Below are 14904 nucleotides of genomic sequence, written 5' to 3'. Positions count from 1 at the left end.
AGCCGACCCACGCGGTTACCCACTTCCCCACCGTTGACCCACGTCTGAGTAGACGCATGGAACCGGATCGGGTTCAGTGCCGCACGACGAACTCGTCCAGCGCGCCGGCCAGCGGCGGCAGCACGCGGGCGCGCAGCTCGGTGCCGTCGTCGGTGTGCCGCTCGTCGAGCACGACGCCCTCCGCGTGCACCCTGGCGACCACCTCGCCGCGGGCGTACGGCACGAAGACTTCCAGCTCCACGTCGGTGCGGGGCAGCTCCTCCGCGATGACTTCGCGCAGCCGCTGGACGCCCTCGCCGCTGTGCGCGGAGACGAACACCGCGCCGGGGAACAGGTGCCGCAGGCGGGTGAGGGTGACCTCGTCCGCCGCGTCGATCTTGTTCACCACCAGCAGCTCCGGCGGCATCGGCGTCTCGCGCTCGGCGATGATCTCGTTGAACACCTCGCGCACCGCGGAGACCTGGCGCTCCGGCAGCGGGTCCGAGGCGTCCACCACGTGCACCAGCAGGTCGGAGTCGGCGACCTCCTCCAGCGTCGAGCGGAACGCCTCGACCAGCTGGTGCGGCAGGTGCCGGACGAAGCCGACGGTGTCGGTGAGCGTGAACGTGCGCCCGTCCGGCGTCTCACTGCGCCGGGTCGTCGGGTCGAGGGTGGCGAACAGCGCGTCCTCGACCAGCGCGCCCGCGCCGGTGATCGCGTTGAGCAGACTGGACTTGCCCGCGTTGGTGTACCCGGCGATGGCCACGCTCGGCACGGCGTTGGCCTTGCGCATGCCGCGCATGGTCTCGCGGACCGTGCCCATGGCGCGCAGCTCCTTGCGCAGCTTGGCCATCCGCTTGTTGATCCGCCGCCGATCGGTCTCCAGCTTGGTCTCACCGGGACCGCGGGTGCCGATGCCACCACCGGTGCGGCTCATCGCCTGACCCCAGCCGCGCAGCCGGGGCATCATGTAGGACAGCTGGGCGAGCTCGACCTGCGCCTTGCCCTCCCTGGACCGGGCGTGCTGGGCGAAGATGTCCAGGATCAGCGCGGTCCGGTCGATGACCTTGACCTTGAGCTTGTCCTCCAGCTGGCGCAGCTGGCCGGGCGAGAGCTCACCGTCGCAGATCACCGTGTCGCAGCCGGTGGACAGGACGACCTCGCGCAGCTCGGCCACCTTGCCGGAGCCGATGTAGGTGGCGGTGTCCGGCCGGTCGCGGCGCTGCACGAGGCCGTCGAGGACCTCCGAGCCCGCGGTCTCGGCCAGTCGGGCCAGCTCGGTCATGGAGGCCTCGGCCTCCTGCGCGTCGCTGCCGGTCCACACGCCGACCAGCACCACCCGCTCCAGCCGGAGCTGCCGGTACTCGACCTCGGTGATGTCCTCTAGTTCAGTGGACAGCCCGGCGATCCGGCGCAGCGCGGCGCGGTCGGCCAGTTCCATCTCGCCCGTGGAGACGAACGGGTCGTCGAAGTCCCGGTCATCGGCGTCGGGCAGGCTCATGTGCTCACTCATACGTGCTCCAGTGTCCCACGGTCCGCATCTGGTTTCCCCCGTCCCGGGCGACGAACCGCTCACGGAGCCGGGTAGCGGGCGAAGAACAGCCCGACGCCGCGGCCGTCGGGCTCCCTCGGGCGGGCGGCGAACTCGTCGATGAGGTCCTGCAGCCGGGACTCGAACTCCGCGTGTTGCGCGGGTCCCAGCCGCAGCGACAGCCGGGTGAAGCGCATGTGCTCGACGCCGGTCTCGGCGATCTCGGCGAGGAACGCCTCCAGCACCGGCTGGTTGACGGTGCCGCCGTACCGGTCCATCTCCAATGCCCAGGACAGCCCGGTGCCGCGGTAGGGGATCTCCCGCGCGCCCCTGGCACCGCGGCGGGCGGGCAGCGCTTCGAGGAAACCCGCGTCCACGAGCTTGCGCACGTGGTGCAGCGTCGTCGCGGGATCGCGGTCCAGCCGCTCGGCGATCTCCCGGTTGGTCAACGGCTCGGCGACGGTCAGCCGGATGATCCGGATGCGGACCGCCGAGGCCAGCGCGGCCGCCTCGCGCTCGGTCGCCGTTCGCCGCTTGGACGTGCTCACCGGAACAGCCTAGAGCCCGGAGTGATTGACCGTTTCCAATCACTTCTGCGACGCTGGCGGCCATGGCCAGTTCCCTGCGCGGGCACCGCGACTTCCGGCAGCTGTGGATCGGCGACACCGTGGCCCAGTTCGGCACCGCGGTCGGGGGCACCGCGCTGCCCCTGCTCGCGGTGACGGCACTGGCCGTCGGCCCGCTGGAGCTGGGGCTGCTCACCGCGGCGAAGTCCGTGGCGTTCCTGCTGATCGGCCTGCCAGCGGGCGTCTGGGTGGACCGGATGCGCCGCCGCCCGCTGATGCTCACCGCCGACCTCGGCCGGGCCGCGCTGCTGGCCACGGTGCCGATCGCGTGGTGGGCGGGCGCGCTCACGCTGACCCACCTGCTGGTGGTCGCGCTGCTGGTCGGGACGCTGACGGTGTTCTTCGACGTGGCCTACCAGGCGTACCTGCCCGGCTTGGTCGGGCGGGAGCACCTGGTCGAGGGCAACGCCAAGCTCCAGGCGAGCATGTCGGTCGCGGAGGTCAGCGGTCCCGCGCTCAGCGGCTGGCTGGTGCAGGCCGTCGGCGGCGCGAACACGATGCTCACCACGGCGGGCGGCTACCTGGCGTCGGCGGTCTTCCTGCGCCGCGTCGACGCGGAGGAGCCAACGCCGGTCACCACGGAGCGGCGGCTGCTCCCGGAGATCGCGGAGGGCCTGCGGTTCGTGCTCGGCAACCCGCTGCTGCGCGCGATCGTGAGCTGCACGTCCACCTGGAACCTGTTCAGCTCGGCCAGCATGGCGGTGCTGCTGCTGTTCCTCACCCGGGACCTCGGCCTCTCCCCCGGCCTCTCGGGCGTGGTGCTCGCGTGCTTCGGGATCGGCGGGGTCTGCGGCGCGGTGACCGCGCGGTGGTGGGGAACGCGGTTCGGCCAGGCGCGCACGATCTGGCTGGCGATGCTGGTGACCCAGCCGCTGGCGCTGCTCGCGCCGCTGGCCGCACCGGGATGGGGCGCGACCCTGGTCATGGTGGCGTGGTTCGCGCTGGGCTACGGCGGGATCGTCTACAACATCGCCCAGGTCAGCTTCCGCCAGGCGATCTGCCCGGACCGGTTGCTCGGCCGGATGAACGCGTCGGTGCGCTTCGTGGTGTTCGGCACGCAGCCGCTCGGGGCGCTGGCCGGCGGCGCGATCGGTGAGCTGATCGGAGTACGCGCGACGCTGTGGATCACCTCGGCCGGGATGGCACTGGCCGTTCTGTGGGTGCTCGCGTCACCGTTGCGGCGGCTGCGCGACCTACCCACAACGGCACTAGCGTCGAAGGCATGAGCGCGGAGTTGCTTGACGCACAAGTGTTTCTCGAAGAGCTCCACTTCGGTGAAGACCCCCGGCTCGGCCCGGACGGGGCGCTGTACCTCTCCGACTTCTACGACCACCGCGTGCTGCGCGTGGACATGCTGACCGGCGAACGCGAGGTGGTCTGCCACGTGCCACGGCAGCCTTCAGGGCTGGGCTGGCTTCCGGACGGGCGGATGCTCGTTGTGTCCATGGTGGACAGATCGGTGCTGCGCCTGGAGCCCGACGGCGAGCTCGTCCGGCACGCGGACCTCTCCGGCGTGGCGACCTTCCACGCCAACGACATGCTGGTCGACGCGGCCGGGCGCGCCTACGTCGGCAACTTCGGCTTCGACCTGCACGGTTTCATCGACTCCCACGGCGAGCACGCCCTGTTCGCCCCCGGCACGGAGATCCCGACCGCGGACGTGGCCCTGGTCGAGCCGGACGGCTCGGTGCGGGTGGTGGCGCCGGGGATGCGCTTCCCCAACGGCACGGCGCTGCTGCCGGACGGCCGGATGGTGATCGCGGAGACCCTGGGACTGCGCCTGGTGGTCTTCGACGTGGCCGAGGACGGCTCCCTGGCCAACCCCGAGGTCTTCGCCGACCTGAGCGGCGCGGGCGCGGCCCCGGACGGCATCTGCGCCGACGCGGCGGGCGGGGTGTGGGTGGCCGCGGGGGTCCAGGCGTGCGCGCTGCGGGTGACCGAAGGCGGCCGGATCACCCACCGGGTGGCGACGACGCAGAACACCTACGCGGTGGCCCTGGCCGGCCCGAACCGGGACACCCTGGTCTGCTGCACGGCCCCGACGTCACATCCCGCCGTGGTCGCCGCCGGCCGCCACGGCAGGCTGGAGACCGCCCCGGCGCCGCACCCCGCGCTCTGAGCAGCGGGTCAGGGAGACAGCCACCACGCGTCGGAGAGCGTGCCCTCGCCCACCAGGACCGCCGGTCCGGTGAGGGTGCTGGTCTGGTCCCCGACCGAGACGTGGACCTGACCGCCGGGGATGTTCACCACGAGCTCACCGCCGTCGAGACCGGCTCGGTGCAGCACCGCCGCCACCGCCGCCACCGTGCCCGTTCCGCAGGAGCGGGTCTCACCGACTCCGCGTTCGTGGACGCGCATGTGAATCGCGGAGGCGGACAGCGCTGTTCCGGTGCTCGACCCCGCAAGCGGGTCTTCGGTGACGCTGCTCGACCCCGCAAGCGGGTCTTCGGTGACGAACTCGACGTTCACCCCGTGCGGGAACATCACCGGATCGTGGCCGGGCGGCACCGTGAGGTCGAGCTCGGCGAGGTCCACGTCCGTCACGCACACCAGGTGCGGGTTGCCCACGTCCACCGCGATGCCCGCGAAGGCCCGGCCGCCGACCGTCGCGGTGGACTCGCCGAAGACCCGCGCCGGGCCCATCTCGACCGTCACCGAGCCGTCGTCGTTGACCACGACCGCGCGGTCCCCGGCTCGCGTGCCGACCAGGAAACCGCCCGGCTGAGCCAGGTTCGCGTGCACCAGGTAGTTGGCGAAGACCCGCACGCCGTTGCCGCACATCTCCGCGATCGAGCCGTCGGCGTTGCGGTAGTCCATGAACCACTCCGCCTCGATGCCCTCCGGCGCGTCCGCGACGTGCTCGCTGCGCACCACCCGCAGCACCCCGTCCGCGCCGAGGCCGCGGCTGCGGTCGCACAGCGCGCGCACCCGCTCGTCGGTCAGCTCCAGCTTGCCCTCTGCGTCGGCCAGCACGACGAAGTCGTTCTGCGTCCCGTGCCCCTTGGCGAACTCAACACCCACCCTGTCCAGGGTAGTTACCGCTTGAGCTCCGCGAGCACCGAGGCGGTCAAGTCCGGCCGTGCCGCGTCGAACCAGGTGATCCGCTTGTCCCGCCGGAACCACGAGCGCTGCCGCCGGACGAACCGCCTGGTCGCCTGCGCGGTCACGGCGGCGGCGTCGTCCACGTCCTCCAGGATCTGCTGGTAGCCCAAGGCGCGCGAGGCCGTGCGGCCCTCGCGCAGGCCGACCGCCTCCAGCCGCCGCACCTCCTCGACCAGGCCCGCGTCGAACATGCGGGTGACCCGCTGGTCGATGCGCCGGTCCAGCTCCCCGGTCTCCCGGTCCAGGCCCACCAGCGCGGCGTCGTAGCGCGGAGCCCCGGGGCGCGGCATGGTCGCCGAGAACGGGCGGCCGGTCAGCTCGATGACCTCCAGCGCGCGCACGATGCGGCGGCCGTTGGTGGGCAGGACCGCCGCGGCGGCGGCCGGGTCCAGCCGGGAAAGCCGCTGGTGGAGCACGTGCAGGCCGACCTCGGCCGCCTCGGCTTCCAAGCGGGCGCGCACCCGCGGGTCGGTGCCGGGGAACTCCAGGTCGTCCAGCACCGCCTGGACGTACAGGCCGGAACCGCCGACCAGGATCGGCACCCGGCCCGCAGCGAGCACCGCCTCCACATCCGCGCGGGCGTGCCGCTGGTAAGCGGCCACCGACGCGGTCTCGGTGACGTCGAGGACGTCGAGCTGGTGGTGCGGGACGCCGCCGCGCTCGTCCTCGGTGAGCTTGGCGGTGCCGATGTCCATGCCGCGGTAGAGCTGCATCGCGTCGGCGTTGACCACCTCCCCGCCCAGCCGGCGCGCCAGCTCAACGCCGAGGTCGGACTTGCCGGTCCCGGTGGGCCCGATCACGGCGACCAGCCGGTTCACGCGCCCGGCTCCCAGCGGGCCACGTGGTAGCCGACGCCGTAGGGGGCGCCGGAGTAGTCGACCTCGCCGCGCCAGGACACCCCGGAGCTCTGCGCGACGCTGGCGAGGACCTGCCACGCCGAGCGGCCGCGCGCGCCGAGCTCGGCGGCCAGCTCCGGGTCGATGTCCATCAGCGCGTCCGCGTCCGCGTCGGCCAGCGCCACCCGGACGGCCTCGTCGAAGTCCCCCGCGCGCGGGTCCGGCTTCCCCGGGGCGCGCTCACCGTGCCGGGGCGAGGAGTCGCCCAGCACCAGCAGCGCGACCGGCTCGGGCCCGGCGAGCGCGTCGACCAGCTCGTGGCCGACCAGCCAGCACTGGTCCGGGTCCAGTTCCGGGGTCACCAGTCGCACCCGCACCTCGTCCGCGCCCGCGTGCTCGCGCAGCCACCCGGCGATCAGCGCGGGCAGCGGCAGCAGCGGGTCGGTCCGGCCGACGCCGTCGGGCATCTCGGAGAGGCTGACCGGGACGTCCACCCCGTAGCCGGAGAAGCTGCCCCTGGTCGCGGGCTCGATCACCCGTGAGCCCACCTCGTCCACCGCGACCGCCGACCACCTCGGTGTCGCCTCGGCCAGCCAGCGGGCCGCCTCCAGACAGGCTCTGCGGACGGGCTCGGTCTCCTCGGTGGCCCCCGACACCAGTTGCGGCACGAGCAACGGCGGGTGGGGCAGCACGGCGGCTCGAACGATCACGTTCCGGCAGGCTAGTGCCACCTCACGCGTTCGGCCGAACGCACCCGGTTGGGCGGTGCAAGGTCATGGGTAGGTCACAACCCGGCCTCGAAGTTCCGAGGAGCGCCCTGACCTGTTTCAATCCCCCTTCAGGGATCGTGGCCGCAGCGGCCTCGATGCCCGATTGCCAGGCCCCGCCGCCACGCGGGGCGCCCGCACGAGGTGCGGGCGGTGAAGGCTAGGAGGAGCCGGCGATGACGGACCAGGAGACGACCCAGGCCGACGGGCAGCAGGGTCGGGCCACTCCGGACACCACGGCCCAGGGCACCACGACCCCGGAGGCGGCCGCCGCCACGGCGGCACCGGGGAGCACGGCAACGGGCGCCGCCGCACCGGTGGTGCCGACCGCTTCGGAGCACCCGGAGCGCTGGGGCAGGGTGGACGAGGACGGCACGGTCTACGTGCGCACCGCCGACGGCGAACGGTCGGTCGGGTCGTGGCAGGCGGGCGAGCCCGCCGAGGGTCTCGCGCACTTCGCGCGCAAGTTCGACGACATGCTCACCGAGCTCGGGCTGCTTGAAGCGCGGCTGAGCTCCGGGGCGGGTGACCCGAAGCAGGCACTTGGCAGCGCCAAGCACCTCAAGGACTCCCTGGCCGACGCGGCCGTCGTCGGTGACCTCACCGGGCTCGCCAAGCGGGTGGACCACGTGATCGGCCGCGCCGAGCTGGCCATGGAGGCGGGCAAGGCGGCCAAGGAGCAGGCCCGCGCCGAGGCCGTCGCGCGCAAGCAGGCGCTGGTCGACGAGGCGGAGGCGCTGGCCAACGACTCCACCCAGTGGAAGGCCGCCGGTGACCGGCTGCGCACCATGCTGGAGGAGTGGAAGGCGGTGCGCGGCGTCGACCGCAAGACCGACGAGCAGCTGTGGCGGCGCTTCGCCAAGGCGCGGGACGCGTTCAACCGCAGGCGCGGCTCGCACTTCGCCGAGCTGGACCGGCAGCGCTCCACCGCGAAGGCGCGCAAGCAGGAGATCGTCGAGCTCGCCGAGTCGCTGGCCGGCTCCACCGAGTGGGGCGAGACCGCCAACCGCTACAAGGAGCTGATGGCGGACTGGAAGGCGGCGGGCCGCGCGCCCAAGGACGCCGACGACGCGCTGTGGAAGCGGTTCCGGGCGGCGCAGGACCAGTTCTTCTCGCACCGCTCCGAGGCGTTCAGCGAGCGGGACGCGGAGTTCGCGGCCAACGCCAAGCTCAAGGAGGAGCTGCTGGCCGAGGCCGACGCGATCGACCCGTCGACCGGCCTGGAGGCGGCCCGCGGCCAGCTCTACAAGATCCAGGAGCGGTGGGACCAGATCGGCAAGGTCCCGCGCGAGCGGGTGCGCGAGCTGGAGGGCAAGCTGCGCGCGATCGAGGAGCGGGTGCGCTCGGCGGCCGACGCCCAGTGGCGGCGCACCGACCCGGAGGCCGAGGCCAGGGTCGCGCAGTTCCGCGAGCGCGTCGAGCAGTTCGAGGCACAGGCGGCCAAGGCCCGCGCCGCGGGCGACAAGCGCCGCGCCGAGCAGGCGGAGTCCCAGGCGGCCCAGTGGCGCGAGTGGCTGGCGGCCGCGGAGAGCTCGGTGGCCAACCGCTGACGCCGACGACGTGACCGAGACCCCCGGCAGTCCACATCGGACAGTCGGGGGTCTCGTCTTCTTCGCCGGTGCCCGTCAGATGCCGTGCCCGACTCCTCGACAGGGGGGCTCCCCGCGCGGGGAAGACGCGCCGGCCACTCCGGCAGCGTCCGCACGAGGCGCATTCGGCTCGGCGTCAACGATCGCCAACGCGCCTGTCACCCGAAAAAGTTGCCTTATATGTAACTCTTTGTCCACCTAGTGGGAGTTCTTGACACACGAAAACATCAGGTCCTAGCGTCGAAAGCATGGATCGAGGGGCATTTCTGACCACCAGGGGTCACATCGACCTCGTTCGCGTGGCGTCTTCCCTCTGTCGCTGATCCCGCACAGTCGCCCGTTCTCGCTTTCCGGCCTTCGACGACACGTGGGACCGAAACCATGACGCTGACCGCTGGTCATCCGCACACCAACCTCCCGGCCGAGACCGAACTCGCCGAGCTGCTGCGCACGGGGCCGTTCCCGGCGGCGCTGCGCGCGGCGATCCAGGCCAGCGGCCTGAGCCTGGACCGGGTGCAGTACCGGCTGCGGTCCAGGGGCGCCTCGGTCAGCGTGGCGACGCTGAGCAACTGGCAGTCCGGCCGCCGCCAGCCCGAGGGGGACGCGTCCTTCGCGGTGCTGGCCAACCTGGAGGGCGTGCTCGGCCTGCCCGCGTCGTCGCTGCGCGCGCTGGTCGGCCCGCCGCGCCCGCGGGGCCGCTACGCGCCGAGCACGATCAGCGCTCCCGCCATGGAGGCGATGTGGTCGGCCAAGGACCGCCTCACCAGCCTGCTGTCCACAGTGGACACCAGTTCGGACGCGCTGCTCACCAGGCTCAGCCAGCACGACCTGGTCGAGGTGGACGCGAACGGTGCCCAGCGTGGTGTCCGGGTGCGCCAGGTGCTGCGCGCCGACGCGGACGGGGTGGACCGGTGGGTGGTCGTCTACTCACCGGGGCACCCCAGGGGCGCGGCGGCCGAGCTGGTGCCGCTGCGGCACTGCGGTCTCGGTCGCGGCGCCGTTGACGACTCCGGCCTGATGGTGGCCGAGCTGCTCTTCGACGTCCCGCTCGCCCGCGGTGAGACGATCATGATGGAGTTCGAGCTGGTCAACCCGCCGGGCGTGGTGGCGCGCACCAGCGACGTGTTCAGCCGCAAGTTCCGCAGGCCGGTCCGCGACTACCTCTCGGAGGTCCAGTTCGACCCGGCCGCGCTCCCCCGCCGCTGCGCCCAGATCAGCGCGCCGCTGGAACAGCCGACGCAGTTCCGCCGCAAGGCCCTCACGGTCAGCCCGGCCGGAGCCGCGCACGCGGTCGCGCTCGACTTCGGGCCGGGCACCTTCGGCATCCACTGGGACATGTGACCCCCGGGTGCCCTGAGGGCACGGGGGGTGTCAGGGGCGGGTGCTGGCGACCCGCAGCCACATGATCGCCAGCGCGATCGCGGCGAACTCGGCGATGACCAGGCCGAAGCTCGGTCCCGGACCCGGCAGCCTCGGCTGGCCGGGCACCGGGACGCGGCCGGTCTGCTGCGTCCAGATCGAGAGCATGCCCAGCACCGCCGCGACGCAGCTGCCCAGCGCGCACACCCACGACAGCGCCCAGTTGCGCAGCGCCAGTGCGAGCGCGGAGCCCACCACGCCGACTCCCAGCAGCGCGCCCGCGAACAGCACCGGCAGCACTCCGACGCCGGCGCCGCCGAAGAGCACCTGCCAGCCCGCGGTGTCGCCGATCCACGGCAGGACCGCGGTCACCAGCAGCACCAGCACCGCGACCGCGATCCGGACCCCGCGCAGGCCGGGGTCGATGCGCCGGGAGACGCGGCGTTCGACCTGGCTCAGCTCCGCGCGGAACTCGTCGAACTCGTCCTTCTGCCTGTCCTCGTCGGTCATCACGCGCCACACCCGCCCTGGGTCACCGCGGCCAGCGGCGGCGGGGCGCCGAAGCCCGGCAGGCCGAGGCTGACACCGGAGGTCTTGGGCCGGATCCCGGCCTCCCAGTGGTCGCCAGCCCTGGTGCGGCGGTGCGAGAGCAGGTCGCCGTCGGCGTTGAGGTGGTGCGGGGCGCCGTAGGTCACCACGGTCTCCACCACGTCGCCCGGCCGGATCTCGCGGTCGACGGCGGGGCCGGTCGGGGTGAAGTGCACCAGGCGGCCGTCCCGCGCGCGCCCGCTCATCCGGCGGGTCTCGGTGTCCTTGCGCCCCTCGCCCTCGGAGACCAGGACCTCCAGCCTGCGACCGACGAGCTCCTTGTTGAGGTCCCACGAGACCTGCTCCTGGACCTCGATCAGGCGCATGTAGCGCTCCTGCACGACGTCCTTGGGCAGCTGCTCGTCCATCTCGGCCGCGGGCGTTCCCGGGCGCTTGGAGTACTGGAAGGTGAAGGCGCTGGAGAACCTGGCCGCGCGCACCACGTCCAGGGTGCCCTGGAAGTCCTCCTCGGTCTCGCCGGGGAAGCCCACGATGATGTCGGTGGTGATGGCCGCGTCCGGCATCGCGGCGCGCACCTTGTCGATGATCGAGAGGAAGCGCTCGCTGCGGTAGGACCGGCGCATCGCCTTGAGCACCCGGTCGGAACCGGACTGCAGCGGCATGTGCAGCTGGTGGCAGACGTTGGGCGTCTCGGCCATCGCCGCGATCACATCGTCGGTGAAGTCCTTGGGGTGCGGGGAGGTGAAGCGCACGCGCTCCAGGCCCTCGATACCGCCGCAGGCGCGCAGCAGCTTGCCGAAGGCGAAGCGGTCGCCGAACTCCACGCCGTAGGAGTTGACGTTCTGGCCGAGCAGCGTCACCTCCAGCACGCCCTCGGCGACCAGGGCCTCGACCTCGGCGAGGATCTCGCCGGGGCGGCGGTCCTTCTCCTTGCCGCGCAACGACGGCACGATGCAGAAGGTGCAGGTGTTGTTGCAGCCCACCGAGATCGACACCCAGCCGGAGTGCGCGGAGTCGCGGCGCGCGGGCAGCGCGGAGGGGAAGACCTCCAGCGACTCCAGGATCTCCACCTCGGCCGCGGCGTTGTGCCTGGCGCGGTCCAGCAGCGCGGGCAGCGAGCCGATGTTGTGGGTGCCGAAGACGACGTCGACCCAGGGCGCGCGCTTGACGATCTCGCCGCGGTCCTTCTGCGCGAGGCAGCCGCCGACGGCGATCTGCATGCCGGGGCGCTCCGCCTTGACCGGGCGCAGGTGGCCCAGGTTGCCGTAGAGGCGGTTGTCGGCGTTCTCCCGCACCGCGCAGGTGTTGAACACGACGACGTCCGCGACGTCCTGTTCGCCCGCGCGAACGTAGCCCGCGTCCTCCATCAGCCCCGACAGGCGCTCGGAGTCGTGGACGTTCATCTGACAACCGTAGGTGCGGACCTGGTAGGTCCTCGGACCCTGCAACGTGCTCACGTGGTCACCATATCCCCTGGTCAGTGGCCATCCTCACCACAGTCGCCACAAGACCATCGCCGCTGTCCACTGGCTGGATCACTCCGTGTTGCGAGGCTGTGCCCTCTGAGCATGGTAGGCATCGCCCCCGCGTCGGTTCACACGCACTACCGGCGCGTGGACGAGGGTGACGAGTTCTAGGGTCGGCGCCGTGGAGATGGCGATCGAGTTGGCCCGGTTCACGGTGAAGGACGGCGCAGAGCAGAAGCTCGTCACGGAACGACCTGCGATGGTCCAGGCGTTGCGGAGACGGTTTTCCGGGTGCCTCGCGGCGTATCTGACCAAGGAGGACGACGGGAGCTGGCTGGACATCGTTCTGTGGCGCAGCAGGGAGGAAGCCGAGCAGGCCGCCCGGGAGGTCGACTCAGTGCCTGAGTGCGCGGCCTGGTTCGGTCATATCGCCGCCAGCGGCGGTCTGCGGCACGTCGAGGTCGTGGACGCCTGGAACGAAGCGCACGACTCGTCACGCTAGCTCTCCGCGCAGATCTGGTGACCGCGTGTCACACCTTGGTTCCTTTCCCGGCTCTCCGGTTCACCCTCCCCCGAGCGGGGCGCCGTGCTGGCACCATGTGCGGGTGCTTCGGAGGACAACGCTCACGGCCCTCGTTCTGGTGGTGGCGAGCCTGCTCAGCGGCTGCCAGACGAGCTTCGGTGACCTGCGGCTCAAGGTGGCGGCGGGCGGACGCGGCGGCGTCTACTACGGGTTGAGCACAGTGCTCTCCGGCGTGTGGGGCCGCCAGATGGCGATCAGGCCGCCCGAGGTGCTCGCCACCGAGGGGTCGGTGGACAACATGCGGATGCTGCGCGACGGGCGGGCGCAGATCGCCTTCTCCGCCGCCGACGTCGCCATCGACGAGCAGGCGCGGGACCAGGGCGGCGCCGACCTGCGCGCGCTGACCCGGATGCACGACGACTACTTCCAGATCGCGGTGCGCGCCGACTCGCCCATACGCAAGCTCTCCGACCTGCGCGGCAAGCGGGTCTCGATCGGCGCGATGAACTCCGGCGTCCAGGTCATCGCGCAGCGCCTGCTCGGCACGGCGAACATGCGGGTGGAGAAGGACATCTCCGCCGTGCCGCTCGGCGTCACCGACTCGGCCAACGCGCTGCGGGAGGGCAAGATCGACGCGTTCTTCTGGTCCGGCGGCGTGCCGACGGACACCGTGAGCGCGTTGTCGAAGGCCGTCCGGCTGCGCATGATCGACCTGTCCGACCTGCTGCCGGAGCTGCGCAAGCGCTACCCGGGCTATGGCACGGCCACGCTGCCCGCGTCCACTTACGACCTCGCGTCGGGACCGGTGATCACGTTGGTGGTGCGCAACTACCTCGTGGTGACCGCCTCGATGCGCGATGACGTGGCCGAGGCGCTGGTGCGCGGGATCTACTCGTCGCTGCCGGACCTGGTCGGCTCGAACTCCGCGGCCCGCACCATCGACACCCGCGCGGCGGTGGAGACGGAGCCGCTGCCGCTGCATCCCGGCGCGGTCGCCTACTACCGCTCGGTGAAGCTCTGACAGTTCTGGCAGTGCGGAGGGACCCGACGGGCATCGGGCCCCTCCGCTGCGGGGCCTTCACGAGAGGCGCCGCGGCCACCACGGTAGGCGAGAAAGCTCAATACTCACTCAACGCCCGTCCGGCGCGACCGGCAACGTCACCACAACGCGCAAGCCGCCGCCCTTGGGCAGCTCCAGCCGGACGACGCCGTCGACCCGCGCGACGATGCGCACCACGATCGCCAGCCCCAGCCCGGAGCCGGGCACGTTCTGGTGGGCCGCGCTGCGCCAGAACCGGTCGGTCGCGCGCTCCAGCTCCTGCGGCCGCAGGCCGGGCCCGTGGTCGCGCACGCTCAGCTCGATCTTGTCGCCGAGCCGGTGCATGTCCACCTCGACGACGGTGCCGTCGCCGGTGAACTTCAAAGCGTTGTCCAGCAACGCGTCCAGCACGCCCTCAAGGCCGCGCGGGGTGAGCATCGCGACCAGGTCCGGCTCCCCCGCGTGCACCAGGTCGACGGAGCGGGAGTCGGCCACCGCGCGCCACGCCTCGATCCGTTCCGCGACGACGGGGTCGAGCTCGATCGGCACCGGGTCCAGCGAGCTGGCCTCGGCCCTGGCCATCGCCAGCAGCTCGTCGAGCATCCGGTTGAGCCGGTCGGTCTCCTCGATCGCGGCCTCCTGGTGCACCACGGCCTCGTCGTCGACGTGGCCCTCCAGGTTGCCCAGGCGAAGCCGCAGCGCGGTCAGCGGGTTGCGCAGCTGGTGCGAGGCGTCGGCGACGAAGGCCCGTTGCGCCGCGAGGACGTCGCCGACCGTGGTGGCCATCTGGTCGAAGGAGCGGGTCAGCCTGCGCAGCTCCGGCGGGCCGCTGTTGCCGCCGACCGGCTCCACCGGCCGCCCGCCGACGATCGCGGTGACCATCGCGCCGGTCGCCTGGTCCAGCCGCAGCACCGGCCGCAGGATCCAGCGCACCAGTGGCAACGCGAACAGGATGCCCGCGCCCAGCGCGAGGAGGCTGCCCAGCAGCAGCGCGCCCCACCAGACCACCACCCGCCCCCGCGCGGCAGCCGTCGGCGAGATGATCAGCGCCGCGCCGCGCACCTCGCCGTCGACGAGCACCGGCGAGGCGAGCACGAGCGGCTCGTCGTGCCACGGCAGCATCAGGTCCCCGGGCTCGGAGTGCCGTCCGGCGAGCGCGAGCCCGACGCGGTCGATCGCCACCCGGTCGGTCAGCTCCAGGCCGGGCCGCGACCGCGCGACCACGGTGCCGTCCCGGTCGGTGATGGCCACCGCGATCCGGTAGACCTCGTCGTAGCGGCGCAGCTCGCGCTCGATCACCGCGGGCTGGTCGTCGATCAGCGGCCGCTGCGCGAGCGAGGCGAACCGGGTGACGTCGGTCAGCCGGTCCAGGAACAGCCGCTGCTGCTCGGCACCGGCCACGGTGGTGGCCAGCGGCACCCCGAGACCGGCGAGCACCAGCACGAGCAGCAACAGCACCGTCGTCAGCAACCGGGAACGCACCCGACCACCCTTTCAGCGGCATCCGCTGCCGCGAAACCCTTACCCGAAACCCGAAG

At 72.3% G+C, this 14904-nt stretch carries 15 protein-coding genes; 7 read left to right on the top strand and 8 right to left on the bottom strand.

Annotated elements, in window-relative coordinates:
- Positions 1 to 73 precede the first annotated feature (73 nt).
- Together hflX and ACFFQA_RS01115 are read right to left on the bottom strand one after the other, a co-directional pair.
- The gene (gene hflX / locus ACFFQA_RS01120; RefSeq protein ID WP_377849609.1) at positions 74 to 1492 is read right to left on the bottom strand and encodes a GTPase HflX; all 1419 of its coding nucleotides are present in this window, start codon (positions 1490 to 1492) and stop codon (positions 74 to 76) included.
- Positions 1493 to 1551: 59 nt separating this feature from the next.
- Positions 1552 to 2058 (bottom strand): ArsR/SmtB family transcription factor, encoded by a 507-nt coding sequence (locus tag ACFFQA_RS01115; RefSeq protein WP_377849608.1) that lies wholly within the window; start codon positions 2056 to 2058, stop codon positions 1552 to 1554.
- A gap of 62 nt (positions 2059 to 2120) precedes the next feature.
- Here ACFFQA_RS01115 and ACFFQA_RS01110 point away from each other — a divergent pair, with 62 nt between their 5' ends.
- Positions 2121 to 3362, top strand: coding sequence for an MFS transporter (locus ACFFQA_RS01110; protein ID WP_377849607.1), 1242 nt, complete (start codon positions 2121 to 2123; stop codon positions 3360 to 3362).
- The gene (locus tag ACFFQA_RS01105; protein WP_377849606.1) at positions 3359 to 4255 is read left to right on the top strand and encodes an SMP-30/gluconolactonase/LRE family protein; all 897 of its coding nucleotides are present in this window, start codon (positions 3359 to 3361) and stop codon (positions 4253 to 4255) included. Before ACFFQA_RS01110 ends, ACFFQA_RS01105 begins: the two co-directional genes overlap by 4 nt.
- 8 nt (positions 4256 to 4263) lie before the next feature.
- Here the strand turns inward: ACFFQA_RS01105 and dapF are convergent, their stop codons facing one another.
- From dapF to ACFFQA_RS01090, 3 genes are read right to left on the bottom strand one after another with little or no spacing between them, the layout of a single operon-like run.
- A complete protein-coding gene (gene dapF, locus ACFFQA_RS01100) occupies positions 4264 to 5157 on the bottom strand; it encodes a diaminopimelate epimerase (protein ID WP_377849605.1) in 894 nt (297 codons plus the stop codon).
- Between the two features lie 14 nt (positions 5158 to 5171).
- Positions 5172 to 6056 (bottom strand): tRNA (adenosine(37)-N6)-dimethylallyltransferase MiaA, encoded by an 885-nt coding sequence (gene miaA / locus ACFFQA_RS01095; RefSeq protein ID WP_377849604.1) that lies wholly within the window; start codon positions 6054 to 6056, stop codon positions 5172 to 5174.
- Positions 6053 to 6784 carry a class III extradiol ring-cleavage dioxygenase family protein gene (locus ACFFQA_RS01090; RefSeq protein WP_377849603.1) on the bottom strand — a complete coding sequence of 244 codons (732 nt, stop codon included), beginning with the start codon at positions 6782 to 6784 and terminating at the stop codon, positions 6053 to 6055. Before ACFFQA_RS01090 ends, miaA begins: the two co-directional genes overlap by 4 nt.
- Before the next feature lie 233 nt (positions 6785 to 7017).
- Between ACFFQA_RS01090 and ACFFQA_RS01085 the strand changes: the two genes are divergently transcribed.
- The 3 genes from ACFFQA_RS01085 (at position 7018) to ACFFQA_RS01075 (ending at position 9771) form a co-directional block, all read left to right on the top strand.
- Positions 7018 to 8391 (top strand): DUF349 domain-containing protein, encoded by a 1374-nt coding sequence (locus tag ACFFQA_RS01085; protein ID WP_377849602.1) that lies wholly within the window; start codon positions 7018 to 7020, stop codon positions 8389 to 8391.
- Positions 8392 to 8678: 287 nt separating this feature from the next.
- Complete coding sequence (locus ACFFQA_RS01080; protein WP_377850194.1) at positions 8679 to 8753, top strand: putative leader peptide; 75 nt, start codon at positions 8679 to 8681, stop codon at positions 8751 to 8753.
- A 58-nt stretch (positions 8754 to 8811) separates the two neighbouring features.
- A complete protein-coding gene (locus ACFFQA_RS01075) occupies positions 8812 to 9771 on the top strand; it encodes a hypothetical protein (RefSeq protein WP_377849601.1) in 960 nt (319 codons plus the stop codon).
- Positions 9772 to 9801: 30 nt separating this feature from the next.
- Here the strand turns inward: ACFFQA_RS01075 and ACFFQA_RS01070 are convergent, their stop codons facing one another.
- Together ACFFQA_RS01070 and miaB are read right to left on the bottom strand one after the other, a co-directional pair.
- The gene (locus tag ACFFQA_RS01070; RefSeq protein WP_377849600.1) at positions 9802 to 10299 is read right to left on the bottom strand and encodes an Rv2732c family membrane protein; all 498 of its coding nucleotides are present in this window, start codon (positions 10297 to 10299) and stop codon (positions 9802 to 9804) included.
- Positions 10299 to 11786, bottom strand: coding sequence for a tRNA (N6-isopentenyl adenosine(37)-C2)-methylthiotransferase MiaB (gene miaB / locus ACFFQA_RS01065; RefSeq protein ID WP_377850193.1), 1488 nt, complete (start codon positions 11784 to 11786; stop codon positions 10299 to 10301). The genes ACFFQA_RS01070 and miaB overlap by 1 nt, the downstream gene beginning before the upstream one ends.
- A gap of 205 nt (positions 11787 to 11991) precedes the next feature.
- On the opposite strand from miaB, the gene ACFFQA_RS01060 reads away from it, so the two are divergent.
- Together ACFFQA_RS01060 and ACFFQA_RS01055 are read left to right on the top strand one after the other, a co-directional pair.
- Entirely contained in the window at positions 11992 to 12306 is a 315-nt protein-coding gene (locus ACFFQA_RS01060; protein ID WP_377850192.1) for an antibiotic biosynthesis monooxygenase, read from the top strand.
- 103 nt (positions 12307 to 12409) lie between these two features.
- Positions 12410 to 13348, top strand: a complete 939-nt coding sequence (locus ACFFQA_RS01055) for a TAXI family TRAP transporter solute-binding subunit (RefSeq protein ID WP_377849599.1) — start codon at positions 12410 to 12412, stop codon at positions 13346 to 13348.
- Positions 13349 to 13456: 108 nt separating this feature from the next.
- Here ACFFQA_RS01055 and ACFFQA_RS01050 read toward each other — a convergent pair whose 3' ends face one another.
- The gene (locus ACFFQA_RS01050; protein WP_377849597.1) at positions 13457 to 14848 is read right to left on the bottom strand and encodes a sensor histidine kinase; all 1392 of its coding nucleotides are present in this window, start codon (positions 14846 to 14848) and stop codon (positions 13457 to 13459) included.
- Between the last annotated feature and the right edge of the window lie 56 nt (positions 14849 to 14904).

Origin of the sequence: Allokutzneria oryzae, from assembly GCF_042429765.1 — a bacterium.
GTDB classification, from domain to species: Bacteria; Actinomycetota; Actinomycetes; order Mycobacteriales; family Pseudonocardiaceae; genus Allokutzneria; species Allokutzneria oryzae.
Note: the sequence above shows the minus strand (reverse complement) of the source record. Positions and strands in the feature narration are given on the sequence as shown.

Coding starts and splice junctions, on each gene's coding strand:
- ACFFQA_RS01105 (WP_377849606.1), top strand. CDS start 3,359: ATGAGCGCGGAGTTGCTTGACGCACAAGTGTTTCTCGAAGAGCTCCAC.
- ACFFQA_RS01085 (WP_377849602.1), top strand. CDS start 7,018: ATGACGGACCAGGAGACGACCCAGGCCGACGGGCAGCAGGGTCGGGCC.
- ACFFQA_RS01060 (WP_377850192.1), top strand. CDS start 11,992: ATGGCGATCGAGTTGGCCCGGTTCACGGTGAAGGACGGCGCAGAGCAG.
- ACFFQA_RS01110 (WP_377849607.1), top strand. CDS start 2,121: ATGGCCAGTTCCCTGCGCGGGCACCGCGACTTCCGGCAGCTGTGGATC.
- ACFFQA_RS01075 (WP_377849601.1), top strand. CDS start 8,812: ATGACGCTGACCGCTGGTCATCCGCACACCAACCTCCCGGCCGAGACC.
- hflX (WP_377849609.1), bottom strand. CDS start 1,492: ATGAGTGAGCACATGAGCCTGCCCGACGCCGATGACCGGGACTTCGAC.
- ACFFQA_RS01070 (WP_377849600.1), bottom strand. CDS start 10,299: ATGACCGACGAGGACAGGCAGAAGGACGAGTTCGACGAGTTCCGCGCG.